Source organism: Actinomyces sp. HMT 175 (assembly GCF_016694895.1).
Taxonomy (GTDB): Bacteria; Actinomycetota; Actinomycetes; order Actinomycetales; family Actinomycetaceae; genus Actinomyces; species Actinomyces oris.
This window is the reverse complement of record NZ_CP068012.1, coordinates 1,209,608-1,235,527: the sequence shown is the minus strand read 5'-3', so window position 1 is coordinate 1,235,527 and position 25,920 is coordinate 1,209,608. Positions and strand designations below refer to the sequence as shown.

21 protein-coding genes and 1 riboswitch are annotated in these 25,920 nt (G+C 69.2%); of the genes, 19 read left to right on the top strand and 2 right to left on the bottom strand.

Going from position 1 to position 25,920, the window contains the following annotated elements; translation table 11 throughout:
• Nucleotides 1–53 precede the first annotated feature (53 nt).
• Together JJJ14_RS05310 and lepA are read right to left on the bottom strand one after the other, a co-directional pair.
• Nucleotides 54–869 carry an MOSC domain-containing protein gene (locus JJJ14_RS05310; protein ID WP_201444878.1) on the bottom strand — a complete coding sequence of 272 codons (816 nt, stop codon included), beginning with the start codon at nt 867–869 and terminating at the stop codon, nt 54–56.
• A 95-nt stretch (nt 870–964) separates the two neighbouring features.
• Entirely contained in the window at nt 965–2,884 is a 1,920-nt protein-coding gene (lepA, locus tag JJJ14_RS05305) for a translation elongation factor 4 (protein ID WP_330831702.1), read from the bottom strand.
• A gap of 164 nt (nt 2,885–3,048) precedes the next feature.
• On the opposite strand from lepA, the gene JJJ14_RS05300 reads away from it, so the two are divergent.
• The 19 genes from JJJ14_RS05300 (at nt 3,049) to ribH (ending at nt 25,914) form a co-directional block, all read left to right on the top strand.
• Nucleotides 3,049–3,537: a DedA family protein gene (locus JJJ14_RS05300; RefSeq protein ID WP_201444877.1), complete on the top strand. Its 489-nt coding sequence runs from the start codon at nt 3,049–3,051 to the stop codon at nt 3,535–3,537.
• 148 nt (nt 3,538–3,685) lie between these two features.
• Entirely contained in the window at nt 3,686–5,299 is a 1,614-nt protein-coding gene (locus tag JJJ14_RS05295) for a S8 family peptidase (protein WP_201444876.1), read from the top strand.
• Nucleotides 5,300–5,573: 274 nt separating this feature from the next.
• Nucleotides 5,574–7,361 carry an anthranilate synthase component 1 gene (locus JJJ14_RS05290; RefSeq protein WP_201444875.1) on the top strand — a complete coding sequence of 596 codons (1,788 nt, stop codon included), beginning with the start codon at nt 5,574–5,576 and terminating at the stop codon, nt 7,359–7,361.
• A 3-nt stretch (nt 7,362–7,364) separates the two neighbouring features.
• The gene (locus JJJ14_RS05285) at nt 7,365–8,072 is read left to right on the top strand and encodes an anthranilate synthase component II (protein ID WP_101558329.1); all 708 of its coding nucleotides are present in this window, start codon (nt 7,365–7,367) and stop codon (nt 8,070–8,072) included.
• Nucleotides 8,073–8,185: 113 nt separating this feature from the next.
• Entirely contained in the window at nt 8,186–9,274 is a 1,089-nt protein-coding gene (gene trpD, locus JJJ14_RS05280; RefSeq protein WP_201444874.1) for an anthranilate phosphoribosyltransferase, read from the top strand.
• Nucleotides 9,275–9,283: 9 nt separating this feature from the next.
• Nucleotides 9,284–11,548, top strand: a complete 2,265-nt coding sequence (gene trpB / locus JJJ14_RS05275) for a tryptophan synthase subunit beta (RefSeq protein ID WP_201444873.1) — start codon at nt 9,284–9,286, stop codon at nt 11,546–11,548.
• 1 nt (nt 11,549) lies between these two features.
• Nucleotides 11,550–12,425: a tryptophan synthase subunit alpha gene (gene trpA / locus JJJ14_RS05270; protein WP_101558332.1), complete on the top strand. Its 876-nt coding sequence runs from the start codon at nt 11,550–11,552 to the stop codon at nt 12,423–12,425.
• Nucleotides 12,426–12,631: 206 nt separating this feature from the next.
• Nucleotides 12,632–14,167 (top strand): hypothetical protein, encoded by a 1,536-nt coding sequence (locus JJJ14_RS05265; protein WP_201444872.1) that lies wholly within the window; start codon nt 12,632–12,634, stop codon nt 14,165–14,167.
• Between the two features lie 182 nt (nt 14,168–14,349).
• Entirely contained in the window at nt 14,350–15,861 is a 1,512-nt protein-coding gene (locus JJJ14_RS05260) for a hypothetical protein (protein ID WP_101558506.1), read from the top strand.
• A gap of 158 nt (nt 15,862–16,019) precedes the next feature.
• The gene (locus JJJ14_RS05255) at nt 16,020–16,673 is read left to right on the top strand and encodes a type II toxin-antitoxin system PemK/MazF family toxin (RefSeq protein WP_101558334.1); all 654 of its coding nucleotides are present in this window, start codon (nt 16,020–16,022) and stop codon (nt 16,671–16,673) included.
• A gap of 184 nt (nt 16,674–16,857) precedes the next feature.
• On the top strand, nt 16,858–17,277 hold the full coding sequence (locus JJJ14_RS12795; RefSeq protein ID WP_442859496.1) for a lactococcin 972 family bacteriocin: 420 nt from the start codon (nt 16,858–16,860) through the stop codon (nt 17,275–17,277).
• A gap of 66 nt (nt 17,278–17,343) precedes the next feature.
• Nucleotides 17,344–19,329 (top strand): hypothetical protein, encoded by a 1,986-nt coding sequence (locus tag JJJ14_RS05245; RefSeq protein ID WP_201444870.1) that lies wholly within the window; start codon nt 17,344–17,346, stop codon nt 19,327–19,329.
• On the top strand, nt 19,322–20,026 hold the full coding sequence (locus JJJ14_RS05240) for an ATP-binding cassette domain-containing protein (RefSeq protein ID WP_201444869.1): 705 nt from the start codon (nt 19,322–19,324) through the stop codon (nt 20,024–20,026). Before JJJ14_RS05245 ends, JJJ14_RS05240 begins: the two co-directional genes overlap by 8 nt.
• A 142-nt stretch (nt 20,027–20,168) precedes the next feature.
• Nucleotides 20,169–20,429, top strand: a complete 261-nt coding sequence (gene rpsT / locus JJJ14_RS05235; RefSeq protein ID WP_009396927.1) for a 30S ribosomal protein S20 — start codon at nt 20,169–20,171, stop codon at nt 20,427–20,429.
• A gap of 107 nt (nt 20,430–20,536) precedes the next feature.
• Complete coding sequence (locus JJJ14_RS05230) at nt 20,537–22,024, top strand: DUF1846 domain-containing protein (RefSeq protein WP_009405457.1); 1,488 nt, start codon at nt 20,537–20,539, stop codon at nt 22,022–22,024.
• A gap of 131 nt (nt 22,025–22,155) precedes the next feature.
• A riboswitch (FMN riboswitch) is annotated at nt 22,156–22,285 on the top strand.
• Nucleotides 22,286–22,371: 86 nt separating this feature from the next.
• Nucleotides 22,372–23,460: a bifunctional diaminohydroxyphosphoribosylaminopyrimidine deaminase/5-amino-6-(5-phosphoribosylamino)uracil reductase RibD gene (gene ribD / locus JJJ14_RS05225; RefSeq protein WP_201444868.1), complete on the top strand. Its 1,089-nt coding sequence runs from the start codon at nt 22,372–22,374 to the stop codon at nt 23,458–23,460.
• Entirely contained in the window at nt 23,460–24,119 is a 660-nt protein-coding gene (locus tag JJJ14_RS05220; RefSeq protein WP_070512573.1) for a riboflavin synthase, read from the top strand. The genes ribD and JJJ14_RS05220 overlap by 1 nt, the downstream gene beginning before the upstream one ends.
• Entirely contained in the window at nt 24,113–25,444 is a 1,332-nt protein-coding gene (locus tag JJJ14_RS05215) for a bifunctional 3,4-dihydroxy-2-butanone-4-phosphate synthase/GTP cyclohydrolase II (protein WP_201444867.1), read from the top strand. The genes JJJ14_RS05220 and JJJ14_RS05215 overlap by 7 nt, the downstream gene beginning before the upstream one ends.
• Nucleotides 25,441–25,914, top strand: coding sequence for a 6,7-dimethyl-8-ribityllumazine synthase (gene ribH, locus JJJ14_RS05210; RefSeq protein ID WP_201444866.1), 474 nt, complete (start codon nt 25,441–25,443; stop codon nt 25,912–25,914). The genes JJJ14_RS05215 and ribH overlap by 4 nt, the downstream gene beginning before the upstream one ends.
• The last annotated feature ends 6 nt before the right edge of the window (nt 25,915–25,920 follow it).

The following is a 25,920-nucleotide window of genomic DNA, read 5'->3' as shown; positions in this document are numbered from 1 at the left end:
CCGTGAGGTCTCGAAACCGTCTGCCCGGGGTCGTCGGGCACCCAGCGGCGCCGTCAGCCCACCTGCTCATGGGCGGCGGCCCGCACGTACTTCTTGGTGAAGTCGGCGATGACGCAGTTGCCGAAGATCTCGGAGTTGAGCATTCCCTGGGCGTCGCGCGGGTCGTGGTGGGCGAACCAGCGCCTGCAGGTGACCCGGTGCCCCGGGGAGGAGACCACGCGCACCTCGTCGCCGGCCTGCACCGTCCCCTCGGTGAGCACCGCCAGGTAGACACCCACCCGGTTGCGCGCCGAGAAGACCTCCACCCAGTCCGCACGGCCCACACCGCGGGCGAAGGTGGCGCACGGGTTGCGCACGCCGGTCACCCTGACCCGCAGTCCTGCGTTGCTCGGGTCGCCGATGGACAGGATCGCGCCGATCTCCACGTCGTCGATGTCGCCCTCGATGAGGAGATTCTCCCCCAGCCGCCCCGGCTCAATACCGCCCAGGACCTCGGACCAGTGACGCTGCTCAGCGGCGCTCATGACGTAGAGGGCCTTGTCACTGCCCCCGTGGTGGGCGCGGTCCCCGTGCCTGTCGGTGACGATCCCGGTCCGGCTCACCTCAACCGGCCCGTCGACGGCGCCCTTATGGATCGCTGAGACGCCTGCCGCTCCGGCGTCGGGCCGCAGCCCCTTGACGGTGCATACCGCGCCGACGGTTCCCACCAGGTCGCCGTCGTGGAACGGTGAGGGCTCGTCCTGGTGGCGCCCGTCCGCGCCTGCGTGGGGCTCACCCAGGACCCGGGCCAGCTCCCGGGTCAGGACCAGGCCGGAGCCGTCGTCGCTCAGGGCAGCGTCAACCGTGGTCTGCCTGCTCGTGTCACTCATGTCCGCAGCCGTCCTTCCGTCGTCCGCCGGCACCGTCCTGGTACTACTCGGTCCTACTCAGCCCTGCTCGATCCTGCTCGTGCCCGCCGGCGGCGCTACTTGCCCGGCTTGGCGCCGGTGGGAGTGTCCGCGCCGAGGGCTGCGATGAAGGCCTCCTGAGGCACCTCGACCCGGCCGATGGCCTTCATGCGCTTCTTGCCCTCCTTCTGCTTCTCCAGCAGCTTGCGCTTACGGGTGATGTCACCGCCGTAGCACTTGGCGAGCATGTCCTTGCGCAGGGCCCGGATGGTCTCGCGGGCGATGACGCGGGTGCCGATGGCCGCCTGCACGGGGACCTCAAACTGCTGACGCGGGATGAGGTCCTTGAGACGCTTGGTCATCATGACGCCGTAGGAGTAGGCCGAGTCGCGGTGGACGATGGCGCTGAAGGCGTCCACCTTGTCCCCGTTGAGCAGGATGTCGACCTTGACCAGGTTGGCGTCCTGGGAGCCGTCCGCCTCGTAGTCCAGGGAGGCGTAGCCGCGGGTGCGCGACTTCAGGGCGTCGAAGAAGTCGAAGACGATCTCCGCCAGCGGCAGCACGTAGTGCATCTCCACGCGGGACTCGGAGAGGTAGTCCATGCCCTGCATGGTGCCGCGACGCGACTGGCACAGCTCCATGACCGTGCCCACGAACTCGCTGGGGGTCAAGATCGTGGCCCGCACCACCGGCTCGGAGACGGAGGAGACCTTGCCCTCGGGGAACTCGCTGGGGTTGGTCACCGTGTGCGTGCTGCGGTCCTCCATCGTCACCTCGTAGACCACGGAGGGGGCGGTGGAGATGATGTCCAGGTTGAACTCGCGCTCCAGGCGCTCGCGGATGATCTCCAGGTGCAGCAGGCCCAGGTAGCCGCAGCGGAAGCCGAAGCCCAGGGCCACGGAGGTCTCCGGCTCGTAGGTCAGGGCGGCGTCGTTGAGCTTGAGCTTGTCCAGGGCATCGCGCAGGGCCGGGAAGTCCGAGCCGTCCACCGGGAACAGGCCGGAGAAGACCATGGGCTTGGGGTCCTGGTAGCCCGACAGGGGCTCGTCGGCCGGGGCCGCCGCGGAGGTGACCGTGTCACCGACCTTGGACTGGCGCACGTCCTTGACCCCGGTGATGAGGTAGCCGACCTCGCCGGCCCCCAGACCGGCCGACGGCGTGGGCTCGGGGCTGATGACGCCGATCTCCAACAGGTCGTGGACGGCCTTGGTGGAGAGCATCTCGATGCGCTCGCGGGGCTTGAGCGCGCCGTCGACGACGCGCACGTAGGTGACCACACCGCGGTAGGTGTCGTAGACGGAGTCGAAGATCATGGCGCGGGCCGGGGCCCCGGGGTCGCCGTGCGGGGGCGGGACGGTCTCGACGATCCGGTCGAGCAGCTCGGGCACGCCCTGCCCGGTCTTGCCCGAGACCTTGAGGACGTCGTCGACGTCGCAGCCGATGAGGGAGGCGATCTCCTCGGCGTGCTTCTCCGGCTCGGCGGCGGGCAGGTCGATCTTGTTGAGGACCGGGATGATGGTCAGGTCCCCCTCGATGGCCATGTAGAGGTTGGCCAGGGTCTGGGCCTGGATGCCCTGGGCGGCGTCGACCAGGAGGACCGCGCCCTCGCAGGCCGCCAGGGAGCGGTTGACCTCGTAGGAGAAGTCGACGTGCCCGGGGGTGTCGATCATGTTGAGGGCGTAGGCGCGCGTGACGCCGTCGTCGCCCTCGATGGCCCAGGGCATGCGCACGGCCTGGGACTTGATGGTGATGCCGCGCTCGCGCTCGATGTCCATGCGGTCCAGGTACTGGGCGCGCATGTCGCGGGGCTGGACGACGCCGGTGGCCTGGAGCATGCGGTCGGCCAGGGTGGACTTGCCGTGGTCGATGTGCGCGATGATGCAGAAGTTGCGCAGCCGGGCCTGCTCGGTGGCGGCGGGCTGGACGCTGGTCATCTGCTCTGGTGTGGGGATCGGTGACACGGAGATCGGTTCCTGGCTCTTCCTCATATCCGGCATGGGTCTGGCCCAAGTCTCCCACGACGGCGGCCCGCCGCCCCAGCCCGCCGGGCCAACCTGCAGTGTGAGGTGCGGCCGTACGCCGGCTCCCCTCACTTCCCACGGGCGCAGGCGTAGGCGAGCCCACAACCGGAGGGCGATCGACTTAGGTTAGCCTTCCTCGCATGCTGGAACGGATCCACTCCCTGCCTTATCCCTGGGTCTTCCTGTTCTTCTGGTGCCTGGCCATGATGCGTTCGCACACCATGTACTGGATCGGCCGGGGCATCACGGCGGGGACCGCGCGCACCCGGTGGGTCTCGCTGCTCGAGTCCCCCGTGTACGCCCGCGCCCAGGCGTGGTCGGCGCGCTGGGGCGTGCTGGCAGTGCCGGTGTCCTTCCTGACCGTCGGCATCCAGAGCGTCATCCAGCTCTCCGCGGGTGTGGCCCGCATGCCGCTGCGCCGCTACGTGGCGGCCACGGCCGCCGGGGCGATCGCCTGGGCCGCCGTCTACACGACCATCGGCATGGCGATCCTGTCGGCCTGGCTCACCGGGCCGACAGGGCGTCTCGTCTCCCTCCTGATGGTCGCAGGTTTGGCACTCGCCGTGGTCATTCGCCGCAGTCGGGTCATGCGCGCAGGCCGCGGCAGCGGGCGCCGCGAGCGCGTCTGACCCGGGCAGCTCCGTCCCCAGAGCCCGCTGGGGAGGCCTCCCCACACTCACCGGTGGGAGTTTTCCGCCGTCTCATGCCAGAATCGTCGCATTCCGGGTTCCTGAGCACTCCCTGTCCCGAGACGTCCCTACCGAAAGCCTCCCCACCATGACCCTCAGCAGAAAACGCGTCCTGCTCATCGTCGTCGCCTCCGTCGCGACAGTCTGTCTCATCGCCGTCGGCCTGGTTCGCGCCGGAGTCATCGGCGGACACAAAGCCACCGCTGCGGCATCGGCCTCCGCCCACGGCAACGCGGCGAAGGTCACCGAGCCCAGTGACCGCTTCATCATCTCTTACGCTGAGAACTCAGCGGCGGGCAAGGTCATCGCCTCCGCGAAGGCCTACGGAGAGAACGTCCTCAACTCCCTGCCCGCCAAGGACAAGGAGGCACTGACCGCCGCCGCGGGCAAGTTCTCGGTCAAGCTGGAGAGCGTGACCGCTCACGCCATGAGCACTGCTGCCGTGAAGCTCAGTGACAAGCTCACCGTGGATCAGGTCAAGGAGTTCATCTCCACGCTCGAGGCCGCCGACGGTATCGAGGCCGTCGAGCCCGATATTCACGTCACTGCCCTGGGCGACACCTCCGCCCAGGACAGCAATGTCCCCAACGACCCCTACTTCTCCAAGCAGTGGGACATGACCTCGGGCTCCTACGGAATCAACGCCACCAACGCCTGGTCACAGTCCACCGGCAAGGGCGTCACGGTCGCCGTCATCGACTCCGGCATCCTGACCGACCACCCGGACCTCAAGGGCCAGCTCCTGCCGGGCTACGACTTCATCGCCGACGCCGAGAGGGCCCGCGACAACGACGGCTACGACGCCGATCCCTCCGACGAGGGAGACTGGTCCGAGCCGGGTGAGTGCTCCGCCTATGACGGAGGCAGCAAGCACCGGGACAAGGGCCAGCAGTCGACTTGGCACGGTTCCCATGTAGCCGGAACCATCGCCGCGCGCACGAACAACGGCGATGGTGTGGCAGGTGTCGCCCCGGACGCCAAGATCGTGCCCATCCGCTTCCTGGGCCGCTGCGGCTCCGACGGCGCCAACCTCGTGGACGCCATCACCTGGGCCTCGGGCGGTAAGGTCAACGGCGTACCGGTCAACAAGAATCGCGCCCAGGTCATCAACATGAGCCTGGGCGGCCCTGGCGTGTGCACACGCTTCCTGCAGAAGACAATCGATTCCGCTGTCGCACGCGGCTCCATCATCGTCGCCGCCGCCGGCAACAGTGATGAGGACGCCGGTAACGTCAATCCTGCCAGCTGTGAGAACGTCATCACCGTCGGTGCCACCACGAGCACCGGGGTCCGCTCATCCTTCTCGAACTACGGTGACACCGTCGAGATCTCCGCCCCCGGTGGAGAGGACGGCAGGACCAGCCCCAAGATTCTGTCCACGACCGACGAGTCGCCGACAGCCCCACAGACCCCCGCCTACTCCTTCATGATAGGCACTAGTCAGGCGGCTCCCCACGTCTCCGGCACCATCGCGCTGATGCTGTCCGCCAACCCCGATCTGAAGACTGCAGAGGTTGTCAGCATCCTGCAGAACACGGCCACCCCCATGGCCAAGTGCGACCGAAAGTCCTGCGGTGCCGGCATCGTCAACGCGGCCTCCGCCGTCGCCGAGGCGGGCAGCAAGAGCGCCAAACCCAGCAGCAAGCCCAGCGCCAAGCCCAGTGCCACCACCGGTGGAAGAACCCTCCGCCTGGGCAACTGACGCGGACGAGCACCTGAGGCGCACCGATGCCTGTGCACGCCGCACGACAGGTGCGGGCAGGCGTCTCATCTCCGGCCGACGATTTGGTCACGTCACGACCTCGTTCTACCCTCGGTGCCATGACAGCGTTCCGTGACCGCCAGTGGTGGTGGCTCCCCTCGAGGCGAGCCGCCATCATCCTGACGCGTTAGGACCTTCCGGCTCGCTCACCGCGGGCCCGCCCGACGCATGAGTGAGAGGCCCGCCTGAACCCCGATCTCAGGAAAGAGGCCCCATGTCACCCACCGTGCCAGACTCCGTGCCAGACACTGCCCCCGAGGCCGCACCGTCAGCCGCCTCATCCACTGTGCTGACACGTTCAGTGCGCTACCACGCCGACGGCGGTGCCCTGCTGGAGCAGCTGACTCGCTCCGGTCTGCTGCGCACCACTGCGGGCCCGGCCGCGCAGGGCGGCTCCGTGCGGCCGGTGGACTGCGTCTTGCTGGAGAGCGCCGACATCACGACCAAGGCCTCGCGTACCACGGTCGCCGTCCTGGAGGCCTCGGCCAGGCTGACGTGCTGGGGCGGGACCGTGATGGCTGAGGCGCTGGACGCCGTCGATGGAGGAGCCCCCGGGGCCGATGGCCTGGCGGCTCTGGCGCGTCTTGAGGCGGGGCTGGCCGAGCACGTCACCGACCGCCGCCCCGGCCGGCTGACTCTGACCCTGCCCACGATCTGCGACGACGACCCGTCCATTGAGGAGCGCGAGCGGCTCACCGCCCTGTCCACGATCGAGCCGCTACGCCTCCTGGCCCGGGCAGAGGTCGACCACCCCCACCTGCCGCTGGAGGCGGGGGCCTTCGCCTTCGACTACCTGTCCACCTTCGAGTCCCTGCCCGAGGTGGCCCAGGGCGCCAACACCTGCCCCGACTACCTCTTCTACGACGCCCGCATCATCCTGGTCGTCGACCACCCCACCCAGGAGGCGACCCTGGTGGGGGCCTCGGTCGACGCCTCCGACCTGGAGCGGCGCATGGAGGCGTTGGCCACCGCCATTGACAGGATCGAGGACCCGGCCGACAGCGCCGACACAGCCGCCAACGCAGCTGCCGACACAGCCGTTGAGGCACCGGCACCGGCCGGTGGCCCTGACTCCCCCGTCCTGCACGCGGTGCCCACCGTCTCCGACGCCGACTTCGAGACGGTCGTGGAGGAGATGCGCGGTTACATCGCCGACGGCGACGTCTACCAGGTGGTGCCCTCGCGCGGCTTCACCATTGACTGCCCCGACGCGCTGGCCGCCTACCACGTGCTGCGCCATGCCAATCCCAGCCCCTACATGTTCTACCTGGCCGCCCCGGACTTCGAGCTCTTCGGCGCCTCCCCGGAGTCGGCGCTGCTGTACTCGGTGCGCAGCGGCCGGGTCGCCATCCGCCCCATCGCCGGGACCCGGCCGCGCGGGCTGCACCCCGACGGCTCGGTGGACCACGAGCGCGACACCCGCCTGGAGCTGGAGCTGCGCACCGACGCCAAGGAGGTCGCCGAGCACGTCATGCTCGTGGACCTGGCCCGTAACGACGTCGCCCGGGTCAGCCGTCCGGGCACCCGCAGTGTGCAGGACCTGCTGCGCGTGGACCGCTACAGCCGGGTGATGCACCTGGTCTCGGAGGTCTCCGGCGAGCTGGCCGAGGACCTCGACGCCCTGGACGCCTTCCGCGCCTCCATGACGATGGGCACCCTCACCGGGGCCCCCAAGCTGCGGGCCGCCGAGCTCATCCGCCAGGCAGAGGGCGTGCGTCGCGGCTCTTACGGCGGCTCGGTGGGGTACGTCCGCGGTGACGGGGAGCTGGACACCTGCATCGTCATCCGCTCCGGCTTCGTGTCCGCCGGCACCGCCCTGGTCCAGGCCGGGGCCGGTGTCGTGGCGGCCTCCTCCCCGGCCGCCGAGGCAGCCGAGACCGTCCACAAGGCCCGCGCCGTCCTGGAGGCGGTCGCCGCCGCGCAGGGCGCCGCCCTCGTCATCGACCAGACCAGCAGCCAAACCGACAGCCGGACCGGCAGCCGGACCAGCAAGGAGGCCTGAGCCATGCCCCTTACCAGCAGCCAGAGCACCAGGCAGGCCACCGGGAGTCGTGCCGAGGCATCGGCACCGGCTCGAGTGGTTCTACTCGACAACCGCGACTCCTTCGTCTACAACCTCGTCGACCAGTTCGCGACCCTCGGCTCCCAGATCGAGGTCTACCGCAACAACGTGCCGGCCTCCCGGGTGCTCGCCGCCCTGGAGCCCACCGAGGCCGAGCGCCAGGCAGGGCGGCGCCCGGTCCTGTGCCTGTCCCCCGGGCCGGGCTACCCGGCGACGTCGGGCTGTCTCATGGAGCTCATCGCCACCGCCCTGGACGAGGCGATTCCCACGCTGGGTATCTGCCTGGGGTTCCAGGCCCTGGTCGAGGCCTGCGGCGGGCGGGTCGCCCCGGTCGGCCCGGTCCACGGCCGCTCCGACCGCCTCGAGGTCACTGAGGCGGGGCGCGCGGACGAGGCCGTCGCGGTCCTCGACGGCGGTCCGCTGGACGTGGCCCGCTACCACTCCCTGGGCACGCGCACACTTCCTGAGGCACTTGTCAGCCTTGCCCGGACTACCCCGACAGATGAGGACCCAAGCGGAGGCATCGTCATGGCGGCCCGGCACCGGTCACTGCCCGCGGTCGGGCTGCAGTTCCACCCCGAGTCGATCCTCACCCCGCAGGGACCGGCCCTGCTCAAGGCCGTCACCACCGGACTGGCCCGAACCCCCTGAGCCACACCTGCGCCCCGTCGGCCCGCACATACCGACGTCGGAGCCACCGTTCGGGCAGAATCACCCCCGGGCGCTCGACCAGCCTCAACCACCTGCGAAGGAGCTACAGACCAATGAGTCAGACCAACAGCGCGGCCCCGGCCGCTGCGCAGACCGCGCCTGCTGCCACGGCGCAGGAGGCGCACGAGCTGCTGCGAGAGGTGGTGCAGGGACGGCGCCTGAGCCGCGAGCAGGCCTCCACGGTCTTCGCGGCCCTGGGCGCCGGCGAGCTGTCCGAGCTGGAGACGGCGGCGCTGCTGGCGGCGCTGCACGCCCGCGGTGAGGAGCCCCAGGAGGTCGCGGGGGCCGCGAGCGCCTTCCGTCAGGTGGCCCGGGACTTCCCGTCGGTGTCCTTCCCGCTGGTGGACGTCGTGGGCACCGGGGGCGACGGCGTGGGCACGATCAACATCTCCACGGGGGCGGGCCTGGTGGCCGCCTCAATGGGGGTCGCGGTGGCCAAGCACGGCAACCGGGCCGTGTCCTCCAAGACGGGGGCGGCCGATGTCATCGCCGAGCTGGGGCTGCCCCTGGACGTGGAGCCGGCCACGGCGGTCGAGCTGTTGGCCCGTGACCACTTCACCTTCCTGTTCGCCCAGGCCTACCACCCGGCGATGCGGCACGTGGCACCGGTGCGCAAGGCGCTGGCCACGCCCACGATCTTCAATGTCCTGGGGCCGCTGGTGAACCCGGCTCACCTGACCTTCCAGCTCATGGGCGTGTGGGACCCGGGCATGCTGGACATGATCGCTGAGGCCATGGTCCAGCTGGGGCGCGAGCGCGCGCTCGTGGTGCACGGCTCGGGCCTGGACGAGATCGCCGTCCATGGTCCGACCCTCGTGCGTGAGGCGACACCCGACGGGGTGCGGGCCTATGAGGTCACGCCTGCGGATCTGGGGGTACCCGCCTACGAGCTGGCCGACCTGCTGGGTGGGGAGCCGGCCGACAACGCCCGTCTGCTGCGCGAGGCCGTCTCGGGTGAGGGACGGCCCGCCCATCGCGACGCGATCGCCGTCAATGCCGGTGCCCTGCTGTACCTCACCGGCCGGGCCGACAGCCTCGCCGACGGCTCTGCGGCGGCCCTGGAGCAGATCCGTTCCGGTGGCGTGGCCCGCCACCTGGAGTCCATGACCAAAGCCAGTGACCTCGCCACTGAGACGGCCTGAGGAGAAGCCGTGACCACCCCCGACACCGCCCCCGTCCCCGCCGCGTCACCCGATGGCGCAGGCCCTGGCGAGCGCACCCACCGTGAGCCGGTCGAGGCGCGTCTCATCGCCACGGGCACCGTCCTGGACTCGATCGTCCAGGCGCGCCGCGAGCGCATTGATGAGCTGCGCGCCCGTTTCGGGCACCTGAGAGCCGAGGATCTGGAGCGCTCGCAGCGCTCCTTCGCGGCCGCCCTGCGCACCCGTAGCGGCCAGGGTCGCAGCCCGCAGCCGGCCCTCATTATGGAGTGCAAGGCGGCCTCGCCCTCACGCGGCACCATCCGCTCCGACTACGACCCGGCCTCGCTGGCCGCCCAGTACGCGCCCTACGCGGCCGCGGTCTCAGTGCTCACCGAGCCCGATCGTTTCAACGGCTCCTTCGACGACCTGGCCGCTGTGCGCGAGGTGGTGGATGTGCCCGTCCTGTGCAAGGACTTCATCGTCGATGAGGTCCAGGTGCTGGCGGCTCGCAGCCTGGGGGCGGATGCGGTCCTGCTCATGCTCTCGGTGGTGCCCGACGACGTCTATCGCGAGCTGGCCGAGCTGGCTCACAGCCTGGGCATGGAGGTGCTCACGGAGGTCTCCACGCCTCAGGAGATGCATCGTGCCTCGGCCCTGGGGGCGGAGGTTATCGGCATCAACAACCGTGATCTGCGCACCTTGGAGACGGATCTGGCGCGCACCGAGGAGATGGCTCCGCTGGCCCCGGCCGGGGTGGTGCTTGTGGGTGAGTCGGGGGTCGGTGCTGCCGAGGACGTGCGGCGCCTGTCGGGCCTGGTGGACGCCCTCCTGGTGGGCTCGTCCCTGTCCGGGGCCCCGGAGCCGGCCGAGGCCGCTCGTCAGCTGGCCACCGCGGTACCGCTGCCTCAGGGTGAGGGTACGTCGTCGGCCCTGGACCGGGACGGGCAGGAGACGGGGCACCACCCGCGCCTGCCGGCCTTCTTCGGACCCTACGGGGGCCAGTTCGTGCCCGAGCTGCTCATCCCGGCGCTGGACCAGCTCGAGGACGCCTTCATCGACGCCCAGGCCGATCCGGCCTTCGCCGCCGAGCTGGAGATGCTCATGACCCGCTACCTGGGGCGTCCCACGGCGGTCACCGAGCTGCGCAACCTGCCGCTGGAGGGCAACGCCCGTATCCTGCTCAAGCGCGAGGACCTGGTCCATGGTGGCGCCCACAAGGGCAACCAGGTTCTGGGGCAGGCCCTCCTGGCCAAGCGGATGGGTAAGCGGCGTATCATCGCCGAGACCGGCGCCGGCCAGCACGGGACGGCCACCGCCATGGTCTGCGCTCTGCTGGGCCTGGACTGCACCATCTACATGGGGGCCACCGACGTCGTGCGTCAGGCGCCCAATGTCGAGCGCATGGAGCTCATGGGCGCCACGGTGGTCCCGGTGGACAGTGGTGCGGGCACGCTCAAGGACGCCGTCAACGAGGCGCTGCGCGACTGGACGGCCTCCTTCGCCGACACCCACTACCTGTTGGGCACGGCTGCCGGGCCGCACCCCTTCCCCACGATCGTGCGCGAGTACCACCGGGTCATCTCCCGGGAGGCCCGCGCCCAGGTCCTGGGCCTGACGGGGCGGCTGCCGGACTCGGTCATCGCCTGCGTGGGCGGCGGCTCCAACGCGATCGGCATGTTCGCCGAGTTCATCGATGACCCCGGGGTCGAGCTCATCGGGGTTGAGCCGGCCGGTGAGGGCCTGGACACCTCCCGCCACGGCGCCCCCATCAACAAGGGGCTGGTGGGGATCCTCCACGGGGCGCGCAGCTACCTCATGCGCACCTCGGAGGGACAGGTCGAGGAATCCTTCTCGGTCTCGGCGGGCCTGGACTACCCGGGCGTGGGGCCCGAGCACGCCTGGCTGTCGGACACCGGCCGGGCCCGCTACGTGGGCATCAGTGACGACGAGGCGATCGAGGCCTTCCGCCTGCTGTCGCGCCACGAGGGGATCATCCCCGCGGTGGAGTCGGCCCACGCCCTGGCTCAGGCCCTGGCCATGGCCCGCCGGGTGCCCGACGGCGAGGAGCCCCCGATCCTGCTGGTGTGCCTGTCGGGCCGTGGGGACAAGGACCTCGACCAGGTGCAGGCGAGGCTGGGCGGCTCCTTCTCCACTGACGGCGCCGTGGCCAGGGCCTCGCGCATGGTGGAGCAGATGGGCAAGCGAACCGAGTACGCGGGTCTGAACGCCGCCAGGGGCACCAGCCCGGACGCCGGCCCGGATGAGGAGTTCTGAGATGAGTCGTTATCCCGCGATGTTCGCCGCCCTCAAGGAGCGCGGCGAGGGCGCCTTCGTCCCCTTCGTCATGGTCGGTGACCCCGACCCGGACACCAGCGAGGCCGTCATCGAGGCACTCATCGCCGGTGGAGCCGACGCCCTCGAGCTCGGTGTGCCCTTCACCGACCCGGTCGCCGACGGCCCCACGATCCAGAAGGCGCATGTGCGGGCCCTGGCCGCGGGCGTGGGTTTCCAGGACTGCCTGGAGGTGGTTCGGCGGGTGCGCCGGCGCCACCCGTGGCTGCCCATCGGCATGCTCATCTACGGCAACGTGCCCTTCGCCATGGGCCTGGAGCGCTTCTACTCCGAGTGCGCGCAGGCCGGCATCGACTCGGTGCTGCTGCCCGACGTCCCGATCCGCGAGTCGGCCCCCTTCAGCCGGGCCGCCGAGGAGGCCGGTGTCGACGCCGTCTACATCGCCCCGCCGTCGGCCGCGGCCGAGACTCTGGACGCAGTGGCGGCGGCCTCACGCGGTTACGTCTACGCCGTCTCCCGGGTGGGGGTGACCGGCACCGAGCGAGCCTCCTCCACCGTGGGGCTCGCCGAGTCGGTGGAACGCCTGCGCGCCGACGCCGCCGCACCAGTGATGCTGGGCTTCGGCATCTCCACGCCCGAGCAGGTCGCCGAGGCCATCGCAGCCGGTGCCGACGGCGCCATCAGTGGATCGGCCACGGTCAAGATCGTGGAGCGCTACGCCCCCGAGATCATGGCGGCCGCCAGCGGCAACAATGGCGCAGGCGGTAACGAGGAGCGTCGTCACTACGCGCTCGGAGCGCTGCGCAGTGACCTCGTCGCATTCACCGCCACGATGAAGGAGGCCACGCGCCCGCACTGACGGGGCGAAGTCTGGCAGACGAGCCGCGAAGAACCACGACAAAGGTCGGTTGCACCGAAAGCTGGGCGCGACCGACCTTTGTCTATTCCTTTCATGAAGGCGGGGAAAGCGCGGCAGAAGAAGCACTGCACCATTTCCATAGCACTGTGTTCAGAGATATATTAAAGGACCGGTCGGCGTCCCTTCCGATCATTTCAGTGAAAGGCATGCTCATGCACGTCCCGTCCTCCCCATCCACTCGTCCGTGGCGGCGCCTCCTGGGTGTCGCCATGGCTCTTCCCCTGCTCACCGTCGGCGCCGTCGCCGCTCCGGTGAGCGCAGCCGTCCCAACCGCCGCCCCGGACACCGGTATCACCGTGGAGGGGCGCTATCATCCCGCTGGCGCCGGCTGCCACGGTTCCGACAGAGCCGAGGGCTGCCTGAGCTGGGGTGTCCGAGTCCCCTCGACCGTCGCCCCGAACTCATCGACCACCGTCACCATTGAGGCCGATTCCGTGCCGGGTCAGTGGACCTGGTCCTGCCCCTCTCCGGACGGCGACAGGGTGGCCGGGACCAGTGCCTTCTACATCGACAGGGGCAAGGACGAGCCCGTGTCGAAGCTGGCCGACTCCGGCCTGGGTTTCTTCGACCATCTCTACTACAACCAGCACGGGGACAGCGCCGGCTCGGTCACAGCCGTTTCCTGCACTCCTGAGCACCTGAGCCTGACCTACGAGGTCGACTTCGACTCCGCCCGGGACCAGAGCTCCTATCTCGACCTGGACCTGGGGACCACAGTCGTGGCTCCCGGCGCGGACGCGCGCAGCTACACCTTCAGCCCGAAGATCACGACCTCCACGGGCAGCCTGGTTCTCACGCCCAACGCGACGGCTCACAAGCCCGCTGCCAGCGAGGCTCACGCCACCGTGTCCACCCAGGAGGTCGCGGTCGACGGCGCCGCCAAGGACACTTCCCGCTTCACCATGACGGCGCGGAACGACTCCACCACGCCCCTGTCCAACTTCACCATCTCCGCCGGCCGGACCAGGGGGCAGTCCCAGGTGGGCGCCCTGACCTGCGACCTGACCTCCTTCGGAGGCAAGGTCGTCTCCGCCACCGGACCGGCCGAGAGTCTCAGCGTCTCCAGCGGAACGGCCAAGGTCCCCCAGGGCAAGGAGATCACCTGCCAGGTGGACCTCACCGGTGTCACGGGACGCAACACGGTCAAGGCCGCACTGACCACCGGCAAGCAGACCTTCTCCAGTGACTTCAACAAGGATCGCCCCATCAGCGAGGTGAAGGTCGAGCCCACTGATCGCGGAGTTGAGGCCGCTCCCACCGGCACCTACGAGGTCGAGGTCGGCTACTCCGTCACCTTCACCAACACCACTGACGCCGTGGGACAGACCTCCAATGTCGTCCTGCATCCTCCGGTCCCGGCCGGCTTCACCCTCAAGTACGTGTGGGGCAGTGGCACGCCGTGGTGGATCAGTATGGACGACTACGCGCTCCAGCCCGATGGCTCCATACCCCTGTCCACGAGCGACACCTTGTACGCCCACTCCTCGACCACGATGACCTTCACCGCCTTCTACGAGGTCAAGGCCGAGGCGGTCACCGAGGACACCTGGAAGTCCCTGGGCACCTGCGACCCCAAGGACCCCTCCAAGGGACTGACCACCCAGATCGACGTCGTCGGCAGCGACGGGGTTGAGCCCGGCACCTACTCGGCCTGCACCGTCGTGACGCGCACGAAGAACTGAGCACGAGCTCAGGTCGATCAGCCCGGCTGGCTGAAGGTCGGATAGGTGAGTATTTCACCTATCCGACCTTCATGTGGCTGTCTCCCGCAACGGAAATCCCATTCAGTAAGAAGCAGTCCGTTGAAGACGCAATTCGTTCCTTACTCCATTCACCTCACTTCACCTCACTGAAAGGCGTGCTCATGCACTTCCCATCCTCCCCACCCTCTCTTTCCTGGCGGCGCCTCCTGCGCATCGCCCTGGCTCTTCCCCTGCTCGCCGCCGCAGCCGTCGCAGCCCCGGTCTCCGCTAATACCGACATCACTGTGGAGGGGCTGTATCACACAGCCGGTGCAGGCTGCCATGGCTCCGACAATGCCGAGGGCTGCCTGAGCTGGAAGGTCCGCATCCCATCGGCCATCGCCCCGAAGAGCGCCACGGACGTCACCATTGAGGCCGACTCCGTGCCGGGCCAGTGGACCTGGACCTGCCCCTCCCAGAACGGTGACGAAGTGGCCGGGACGAGCTCCTTCTACATCGACAATGGCGGCGGTGAGCCCCCGGCCTTGATCGTGGACTCCGAGCTGAGCTCCATCTCTGAGCTGTACAACCCCCTGCTGGGTGAGCCCGTCGGCTCGGTCAAAGCCGTTTCCTGCACTCCTGAGCACCTGAAGCTGACCTATGAGATCAACTTCTACCTCCAATGGGACAAAAGCAGCTACGTCGACCTGGATCTGGGGACCACGGTGGCGGCTCCCGGTGCGGACGCGCGCAGCTACCGTTTCACCCCTACCGTCGAGGTCTCCACGCGCAACGCGATTCTTCAGCCCACCGTCACGGCCCACAAGCCCGCTGCCAGCGAGGCTCACGCCACCGTGTCCACCCAGGACGTCAGGGTCGACGGCGCCGCCAAGGACGCCTCCCGCTTCACCATGACGGCGCGGAACGACTCCACCACCCCGCTGTCTCACTTCACCATCTCCGCCGGCCGGACCAGGGGGCAGGCACAGGTGGGCGCCCTGACCTGTGACCTGACCTCCTTCGGAGGCAAGGTCGTCTCGGCCACGGGACCGGCCGAGAGTCTCAGCGTCTCCAGCGGAACGGCGAAGGTCCCCCAGGGCAAGGAGGTCACCTGCCAGGTGGACCTGACCGGCGTCGTGGGACGCAACCGGATCAAGGCCGCACTGACCACCGGCAACCAGACCTTCTCCAGCGACTACGTCAACCACCGGCCGGTGATTGAGGTGGAGACTCATCCCACGGATCTCCTGGTCGAGGCCGAGCCCACCGGCACCTACGAGGTCGAGGTCGGCTACACCGTCACCTTCACCAACACCACCGACGCCAACGGATCCAGCTCCGATATCGTCCTGCGGCCCGGGATTCCGGCCGGCTTCACCCTCAAGAGCGTGACAGGTACCGGCACCCCGTGGTGGGTCAGCCCGGACAGCTATGCCCTTCAGGACGACGGCTCCCTGTACTTGCGCACCGGTGACTCCCTGAACGCCCACTCGTCAACCACGATGACCTTCACCAGCACCTACCAGGTCAACGCCGAGGCGGTCACCGCGGAGACCTGGAAGGCCCTGGCCACCTGCAACCCCCAGGACCCCTCCCAGGGACTGACCATGCAGATCGACGTCGCCGGCAGCTACGGCGGTACCGAGGCCGGGACCCACACGATCTGCACCCCTGTGACGCGCTCCGGGAACTAGTACCTCACCGACGCGAGTCTCCTGGCGCACCGCACCGTCACCCATTCGCCGGCGCCACCAGTGGACCTCCTGCTTCGAGGCAGGTCCACCGGTGGCGCTGGTCGCCGTCGTGAGCCTGCAGCAGCCGCCCCATCCCGCCCGGCGGTAGGGTGGCGCCCATGGCCAGCCTTCTCAACCGGATCCTCACCCTGCTCGGACGCGCCGCCTCCGACGCCGTCAGCGACGCCCTTTCCCAGAAGTCCTCGACGCCGTCGGGCACGTCGGAGAGCAGGCCATCCGGTTCAGCTCAGACCGCGCAGTCTCGCGCCCCCAAGTCGTCAGCGGCGAAGCCGTCACCGACCCGGCCCCGCTCCCACGACAGCGGCGCCGCCGCGGACGCGACGGGCCCCTCGGCGCGAGGCGTCAGCGTCTACGACGTCTCCACCCTGGGGCTGCCCGACTTCGCTTACTCCCCCGCCCCCGATGGCGAGGCCGACCCCGGCGAGGTGGTGTGGACCTGGGTTCCCTTCGAGGAGGATCCCGCCCAGGGTAAGGACCGGCCCGTCCTGGTCCTGGCTCGCCATGAGACCCGTCTGGTCGTGGCCCAGATGACAAGCAAGGACCACGACCGCGACGCCGCCCAGGAGGCGCGCTGGGGCCGCTTCTGGCACGACGTCGGCACCGGTGACTGGGACCGGCAGGGTCGCCCCAGTGAGGTGCGTCTGGACCGTCTGCTCCTGGTGGAGCCGGCCTCGGTGCGCCGCGAGGGGGCCACGATGAAGCGTGAGGTCTTCGACGGCGTCGTGGCCGCCCTGCGCCACCACCACTCCTGATCGCCTCCAGATTTCGACAGATCGCACAGGATACGGATGTCATCCGCTAGGCCCGGACACGCTGGAAAGCACCTGTATCGGAGGTTTCTACAAAACAAGATTGAAGTATTGCCTATCCCCCCTTCACGCATAAACTTGACTTACTGGCCAGCCCACCTATCCCTATGAAGTGATCGGAGCGATCATGGCACTCCCAACAGTCACCACCACCCTCAAGGGCTTGGCTGCCATCACCCTGGCCTCGGTTCTCACTCTTAGCACGTCATCCCCCGCATTCGCAGACGATTCACCTATCCCCGATGACGCCACCGAGTACGGCTCAGTTACTGTCGAAGACAGTCCTGCCGGAAGCTCATGCATTCGCCCTGCCTGGATCACCGGTTCTCACACGGTCAAGGTCGCCGGCGGGACCTGGAGCTACGGCACGAACTCGAAAGTTGTCTACTCGAACTTTCATCACCCTTCTCGATGCCATGGCTCCTCAGCCCGAACCTACAATGGGCTCATCACCGCACGAAGTCCCAAAACTGCCGCAGGGAAGTGGTCTTACGCTCAGGTCCAACGCTCCACTGACACAAACGAAGCCTTCTACGGGTTCTGCTGAGAGCCATTAGTGTCTTGCGGTAGGCGGCGGCCCCGCTGATGGAGCCCCACCTACCGCACCACCCTCATGAAGATTCTTCTCAGAGCCACCTGGGCCCTCAACCTCACGCTGTGCTTGGCGACTATCCTGCTTATCCCACAGTCGCTCCTTTTCTTGTTCCCAGCCGAGACGAACGGCTATGTCATTATCAGTGAAACCGGCGTCGACCCGGATGAGCTTCATCAGATCGGCAAGCAGGCCGGCGTCGAGGTTGCCCAGGTACGCCACATCACGGACTTCGCCGATACCACCGACGAGTCATACTCGACAACCAGCGTCGAGCTCCTCGGCTACGAGGCTGATGACTACATTCGCCCGCCATTGACTCCCCTGCTCCTGCCGGAGCCCATCGCCTACAGCGGCAGCACCGTCCAAGACGACGCCCTGGGCGGGTGGTACGCGATCGGCTCGCGGCAAAGTACCACCCAGTTCCTCAGCCAGGTCACAGACCGGTGGGGCGATCGCATCAATGAGTCGGGGATTCTGACACCGGGCCTTGCCCTGTCCACCGCCATGAGCTCCGAGATCGGCGTGAGCCTGCTCCTGGCCCAGACGGTTCTGGCGCTCGTCCTGGCCCTTGCCACCGTCTCCCAGTCCTCTTCCTACAGAAGCGCCCGGTTGCAGGGCCGCTCCCACACCCGTCTGGCCCTCCACCTCCTCAAGAACAGCCTCCTGACAGCATGCCGGTGGCTTCTGGCCCCTTTGGCACTCCTCGCCCTGCTGGTGGCCTACGACATCTACGGCTCCGCCGTGCTGAGCGTCCACCGTCTGAGCGCCGAGCTCATCGCCTGCTGCGCGCTCCTGACCCTGGCCGCAACCCTGACCGGCACGCTCGCAGGATGGGTGGTGCTCGCGGTTGGAGGCCGACGGCGGCCCGGGGCAGCAGCGCGTCCGCGCCACGGGATCGCTCTGCTGACCTATGCACTCGTCCTGACCATGACCTGGTCCTTCTCCACCGCGAGCACCAGTCTCATCGTCGATGTACTCCAGGCGCAGGCACTTCGCAACCAGGCCCAGGCCCAGCGGTCCCTTCCCCCGGCCACCGCTCTGAGCATCTGGTCCGTCAGCGAGCCCACTCTCGGTGCCAAGACACCTCAGATAGCCTCCTTCATCAGCCAGGCCCAGAAGGAGGGGAGCCTCGTTCTGGCCTGGGCAATCCCTAACGGCTCCACCGGGGACGGCGACGGGCCGCCCACCCTGTATCTCAACAACACGGCCGCCGCCCACTACGGTCTGCCCAAGGTCACCGAGCAGCAGGTGACCCTCTACCGGCCCCGGTCGTTGGCCGGCCAGGACGAGGCCTTGACCCAGGAGCTCGTCGAGCAGGCGCGCTTCAACACGGTGCACGGGGCGAGCGTGAACGCTGTCACCGTCACCTCCCACGACCTGGAGGAGGTCAGCTCGCTCCTGCCGGAGAGCCTCCCCGCCGTCAGCTTCTTCCTCAGTAGCGAGGGCACCCGCACCAGCGACTGCCTCATCGCCGTGGTCCCCGACGGCTACTTCGCCCCAGACGACTACTTGTCCGCCATCACCCAGGGGGCTGCAGTCCTCACCGGCCAGAACCTCGTCTCCTTACAGGAGCGGCTGCGCGAGCACCACGTGGAGGACCTCGTGGCGCGCTTCGACGCCGTCGGCACCGGCAACACGGCCCTCAGGGAGCAAACCATGCACACGGCAGTCCTGCACGCCCTCGTCTTGCTGACTACAGCCACCAGCACCGCGGCCAGCGCCGGGCTCGCGGCACGCGCCTGGGCACAGGCCAGGAGTCGCAGACGTGAGATCGAGCGCCTGCTGGGGCATCGCATGCTGGCCGAGCGCCTCCTGACCGCGGTCCTCATCACCATCCCGGTACTCATCCTCGCCTGGCCACTCCTGGTCCAACCCAGCAGCGAACTGGTCCTTACTCAGGCGGCGTGCGCACTCGTTCTCACTGCCGCCGCTGTCGTGGGAACACGCCACGCCACCCCCAGGCCCACTCACCCCCGCCGCAGGAGGCAGGCCCGCCATGGCTGACACACTCACCGCTACAAACCTGACCATCTCCAGAGGCGGGCGGCTGCTCGTTGACGGGCTGGATCTGTCCCTGAAGGAGGGTACTGTCACGGCACTGACCGGCCCCAACGGCTCCGGCAAGACCACCACGGCATGGTGCCTGGGCCTGCACGACCTCGATTTCACTGGGACCGTGACCATCGATGGCCGCCCCTCCGGCGAGATGAGCCCGCGCGACATCCGCCTGACGCATCGCACCACGATCGCCCTCCAACCCCAGGACCTTCTTCTGGAGGACTCCTGGACCCCCGTCACTACACTGCGTCACGCCGCATGGGCGCTCGGGCTCCCCCGGCGCCAGCGCGCGGCGCGGATCGCCGATGCCCTGAGCACGGTCCGGCTCACCCCCCTGTCCCGAACCCGCACGGGCCTGCTCAGCGGCGGAGAGCGAATGCGGGTGGCCCTGGCACGCACACTGCTCATGGAGCGCCCCCGCCTGGTCATCCTCGACGAGCCCACCGCCGGTGCGGATGAGGAGCTGGCCACGGTGGTCATCGGCGCCATAGACGCGTGGGCTCGAACCTCTGCCGCGATCCTCGTGGTCACCCATGACCCAAGGCTTGTTGAGCGTGCGGAGAACCAGGTAGAGCTCAGCACAGGCGAGCAAGTTCACGTGCACAGCCTCCATGAGCACGAAGCCATTGAGAATTTGGACTGATAGAGTCACCCCTTGGACCTCTGGCCTGGCCGGCTGCGGGGTCCGGCGACCGGGTCAGCCAGGTGCCCCACCACCTCATGTCAACCCGTGGCGCGAACCCTCTCTCCGGCCATTGACCAATCAGACGCGAGAAAGTTTCACCGTGGCGAACATCAAGTCCCAGATCAAGCGCATCAAGACCAACGAGAAGGCCCGCCTGCGCAACAAGTCCGTCAAGTCCGAGCTCAAGACCTACGTGCGCCGCGTGCGCGAGGCCGTCGAGGCCGGTGACAAGGACGCCGCGCTCGAGCACCTCAAGGCCGCCTCCCGCAAGCTGGACAAGGCCGTCTCCAAGGGCGTCATCCACAAGAACCAGGCCGCCAACCGCAAGTCCAAGCTCGCCAAGCGCGTCGCCTCCCTCTGAGGCCACCGCAGCAGTGAGCATCTGAAGGGCGCCTCCCACCGGGGAGGCGCCCTCCCCTTTTTTCCATCACCTTCACCCGTTCATCAGACCGCTTCAAGGAGAGCCCATTGCGCATCGGATTCGACCGCGACAAGTACCTGCGGATGCAGTCCAGCCACATCGCGGAGCGCCGCGCCCAGTTCGGCGGCAAGCTCTATCTGGAGTTCGGCGGCAAGCTCATTGACGACATGCACGCCTCGCGCGTGCTGCCGGGCTTCACCCCGGACAACAAGATCGTCATGCTCGCCGAGCTGGCCGACGAGGTCGAGATCGTCATGGCGGTCAACGCCAAGCACCTCGCCCGCAACAAGGTCCGCGCGGACCTGGGCATCCCCTACGAGGACGACCTGCTGCGCCACATCGACGCCTTCCGCAGCTACGGCCTCTACGTGGGCAGCGTCGTCGTGACCCAGTGGACTGATGACAACCGCCAGGCCCAGGACTTCAAGCGCAAGCTCGAGGCGCTGGGCATCACGGTCTACCGTCACTTCCCCATCCCCGGCTACCCCGGTGACGTCGCCCGCATCGTCTCGGCGGAGGGCTACGGGCGCAACGAGTACATCGAGACCAGGCGGGACCTGGTGGTCGTCACCGCCCCCGGCCCGGGCAGCGGCAAGATGGCCACCTGCCTGTCCCAGATCTACCACGACCACCAGCGGGGCATCTCCTCGGGCTACGCGAAGTTCGAGACCTTCCCGATCTGGAACCTGCCTCTGGACCACCCGGTCAACATCGCCTACGAGGCCGCCACCGCCGACCTCGACGACGTCAACATGATCGACCCCTTCCACCTGGCTGCCCACGGCGTCCAGACCGTCAACTACAACCGCGACGTCGAGGTCTTCCCGGTCCTGAGCCGCCTGTTCGAGGAGATCCTGGGCTCCTCGCCCTACGCCTCCCCCACGGACATGGGCGTCAACATGGCCGGCAACTGCATCAGCGACGACGAGGTCTGCCGGCAGGCCGCCTGCCAGGAGATCATCCGCCGCTACTACCGGGCCCTGGTGACCGAGAAGCGCGAGGTCATCGCCCCCGTCCAGTCCCAGCGGATCGCGCTGCTCATGGCCAAGGTGGGGGTGAGCAAGGAGGACCGCCCCGTCGTGCCGCCCGCGCTGGAGGTGGCTGAGGCCACCGGCGAGCCGGCCTCGGCGATCGAGCTGCCCGACGGACGCATCGTGACGGGCAAGACCTCCGCCCTGCTGGGGTGCTCCTCGGCGATGCTGCTCAACGCCCTCAAGCTCCTGGCCGGGATCGATGATGACGTCAACCTGCTGGCCCCGGCCTCCATCGAACCCATCCAGAAGCTCAAGACCCAGAGGCTGGGAAGCCGCAACCCGCGCCTGCACACCGACGAGGTGCTCATCGCCCTGGCCGTGTCCGCCAACGGGGACGACAACGCCCGCAAGGCCCTCGACCAGCTCGAGACGCTGCGGGGCTGCGAGGTCCACACCTCCACGATCCTGGGCTCGGTGGACGAGGGCATCTTCCGCGCCCTGGGAGTCCAGGTCACCAACGAGCCCGTCTACGCCACCAAGTCCCTGTATCGCAAGAAGTGAGGCCCGGTGCGGGCCACCCTCCTGCGGTGCGCCCGCACCCGGACACCCTGCCGAGGTGTGGATGGTCACATAGGTGCGCAGAGGTGACTGAACGCACTCGCGCGCGGTACATTCTCCCCAACGAGATGAGCTCGTGTGCTCTGGGGTCGGTGAAAGTCCGAACCGGCGGTGACAGTCCGCGACCCGGTCGCATCCAGCGACCGGCTGACCAGGTGGAACTCCTGGACCGACGGTGAGAGTCCGGATGGGAAGCGCACACGGGACACACCATGCCTCGCCCGGTGCCGTGCACCCGGCGGTCGACCATGGCGGTGTCTCTCCCCAGCGCACCCGAGGGAGAGGACCGGATGACCTCGTTCACCACCGTGCAGACGGCCGCGATGCAGCGCGCCCTTCGGGCCGCGGCCTGCCCCGACGCCCCGCCCGGCCCCAACCCCCGGGTCGGCTGCGTCATTCTCTCCCCCGACGGCGACGTCCTCGCCGAGGGCCATCACCGTGGCGCCGGCAGCGCCCACGCCGAGGTCGACGCACTGGCGAACCTCGCTGCGACGGGCGCCTCCGCCCGAGGAGCGACCGTCCTGGTCACCCTCGAGCCGTGCAACCACCAGGGCCGCACCGGCCCGTGCGTCAAGGCGCTCCTCGACGCCGGCGTGGCCGAGGTCATCTACGCCCAGGACGACCCGACCGAGCAGGCCGGGGGCGGCGCGGCGGCGCTGGAGGCCGCCGGCGTGCGGGTACGGCGTGGGCTGTGCGCCCAGGAGGCAGCGCGTCTCAACCGCCCGTGGCTCCTGGCCGTGACCCGCGGGCGCCCCATGGTGACGTGGAAGCTCGCCGCCACCCTCGATGGCCGTATCGCCGCTGCTGACGGCACCAGCCAGTGGATCACCCCGGTGGCGGCCCGCCACGACGCCCACCGCCTGCGCCGCCAGTGCGACGCCATCATGGTGGGCACCGGCACCGCCCTCGCCGACGACCCCGCCCTCACCGTCCGCGATGAGGCGGGTCAGCCCGCGCCGGCCCACCTCCAGCCGTTGCGCGTCGTCGTCGGCTCCAGGAGCCTGCCTGCCACCTCCAGGGTGCTCGCCGACGACCACTACCTCCTCCTGCCCGACCACGACCCGCACGCCGTCCTGGCCGTCCTCGCAGAGCGCAAGATCCGCCATGTCCTGCTCGAAGGAGGCCCGACCCTCGCGACCGCCTTCCTGCGCGCCGGCCTCGTCGACCAGGTCGTCGCCTACACGGCCCCCGCGCTTCTGGGCGCGGGACCGGCCGCCCTCGCCGACTTCGGGGCGGCGACGATCGGCGATGCCCTGAGGCTGAGTCACCCCCGCGTCGAGGTCCTCGGCGCGGGTGACGAGCTCGCCGTCCGCTTCTGCGGTGATCTGGAGGCCAACGACGTTCCCACTGCCCACTTCCACACCGAGGAGAGTCACTGATGTTCACCGGAATCGTCGAGGAGCTCGGACGCGTCGTCCGGCTCGAGACCGTCGAGGACAGCGCCCGGCTGACGGTCGAGGCGCCCACCGTCACCCAGGACGTGAATCTGGGCGACTCCGTCAGCGTCAACGGGTGCTGCCTGACGGTCACCGCCGTGCACGGAAGCACCTTCACCGCCGACCTCATGGCCGAGACTCTCACGCGCACCACCCTGGGCTCCCAGGCGCCGGGAGACCCGGTCAACCTCGAGCGCGCCCTGCGCGCCAGTGACCGGCTCGGCGGGCACATCGTCCAGGGGCACGTCGATGCCACCGCCGAGGTCCTCGACCACCACCGCGGTGAGCACTGGGACCTCCTACGCATCGGCCTGCCGCAGGAGATCGCCCGTTACGTGGCCGTCAAGGGATCGGTCGCCCTCGACGGGGTGTCGCTAACGGTCGTCGACGTCGTCGACGCCCCCAGCACCCTCGACGTCGCCCCTGTGCCGGGTGCGGGGGCGTCGCTCAGCGTCGGGCTCATTCCCGAGACGCTGCGACGCACGACCCTGGGCACGAGGCGACCCGGAGAACGGGTCAACCTCGAAGTCGACGTCCTGGCCAAGTACGCCGAGCGTCTTCTGGGCGCCCGCCCGAGCCAGGAGGGGCAGCAGGCATGCTGAGCACCAGGAGCGCATCCCCGGGCACGCGCATGGACCGCGTCGAGGACGCTCTCGCCGCCCTGCGCGAGGGCCGGACGGTCATCGTCGTCGACGATGAGAGCCGGGAGAACGAGGGGGACCTCATCCTGCCCGCGCAGAGCGCCACGACCGAGCAGCTGGCCTTCGCGATCCGGCACTCGACCGGCATCATCTGCGCCCCCATGGCGGGCCAGGAGCTCGACCGACTGGGCATCCCCATGATGACCGAGCACAACACCGACCCCAAGAGGACGGCCTTCACCCTGAGCGCCGACGCCCGCATCGGCATCACCACGGGTGTGAGCGCCGCCGACCGGGCTCGCACCGTCCGCGTCCTGGCGGACCCGGACTCAGCTCCCGACGACCTCGTCCGCCCCGGCCACGTCTTTCCCCTGCGGGCGCGCGAGGGCGGGATCCTCACGCGCCGCGGTCACACGGAGGCCGCCGTCGACCTCATGCGCCTGTCGGGCAACCGGCCCGTGGGGGTCCTCGTGGAGGTCATCAACGACGACGGCACCATGGCGCGGCGGCACCAGCTGCGTGAGCTCGCCGACGCCCACGCCATGCCCATGATCTCGATCAGTGACCTGGAGCGCTACCGGTGGCTGCACGAGGAGCTCGTCGAGGAGGTCGTCTCGGCGCACCTGCCCACCGCGCACGGGGAGTTCACCGCCCACGCCCTGCGCAGCAGGGTCGACGGCACCGAGTACCTCGCACTGGTGTGCGGCCGCATCGCGGACGGTGAGGACGTCCTGGCCCGAGTCCACTCCGCCTGCCTGACCGGCGACGTCCTGTCCTCCCTGCGCTGTGACTGCGGGCCGCAGCTGCGCGCCGCCATGGAGGCGATCAGCGCCCGTGGCCGCGGGGTCCTCGTCTACGCCTCCGACCATGAGGGGCGCGGCATCGGACTCATCGACAAGCTCCGCGCCTACGCGCTGCAGGAGGAGGGTATGGACACCCTCGACGCCAACGTCGCGCTGGGGCTGCCGGCCGACGCCCGCAGCTACGCCACCGCCGCCCAGGTGCTGCGCCACCTGGGCGTGCGCTCGGTCGAGCTCATGACGAACAACCCGGACAAAGTGGCAGGCCTGGAGCGTTACGGCGTCAGCGTCCGCTCCATGACGCCGACACCGACCTTCGCCAACGGGGAGAACCTCGACTACCTGCGCACCAAGCGCGACCGCATGGGCCATCTGCTCAACGGGCTCGACCCCACCGGGGCCGACGCGGACTCACCACCCGGCGAGACGAGGGCCGACGACGACACTTGGCACACGAGCGACGAGAACGAAGGAGAGGAACGATGAGCGGATCCGGGGCACCTGAGCAGAGCGCACCTCACGCGCGGGGCATGAGGGTGACAGTCGTAGCCGCCCAGTGGCACGAGCGCATCATGGGGGGCCTGGTCGCCGGGGCGCTGCGCGCCGTCGAGGAGGCCGGAGCCCAGGCGAGCGTCGTCCGGGCGGTGGGCTCCTTCGAGCTGCCGGTCCTCGCCGCGGCCGCCGCCCGGGGCGGTGCCGAGGCGGTCGTCGCGCTGGGCGTCGTCATCCGCGGCGGCACCCCGCACTTCGACTACGTGTGCCGGGCCGCGACCGACGGGCTGAGCCGGGTGGCGCTGGACACCGGGGTGCCGGTGGGCTTCGGCGTGCTCACCTGCGACGACGAGGCCCAGGCGCTGGCCCGCTGCGGCGGGCCGGGCGCGGAGGAGGACAAGGGCTACGAGGCGGCGTGCGCGGCGATGTCCACGGCGCTCACGCTGGCCGCCATGCGGGGCTGAGAGCTG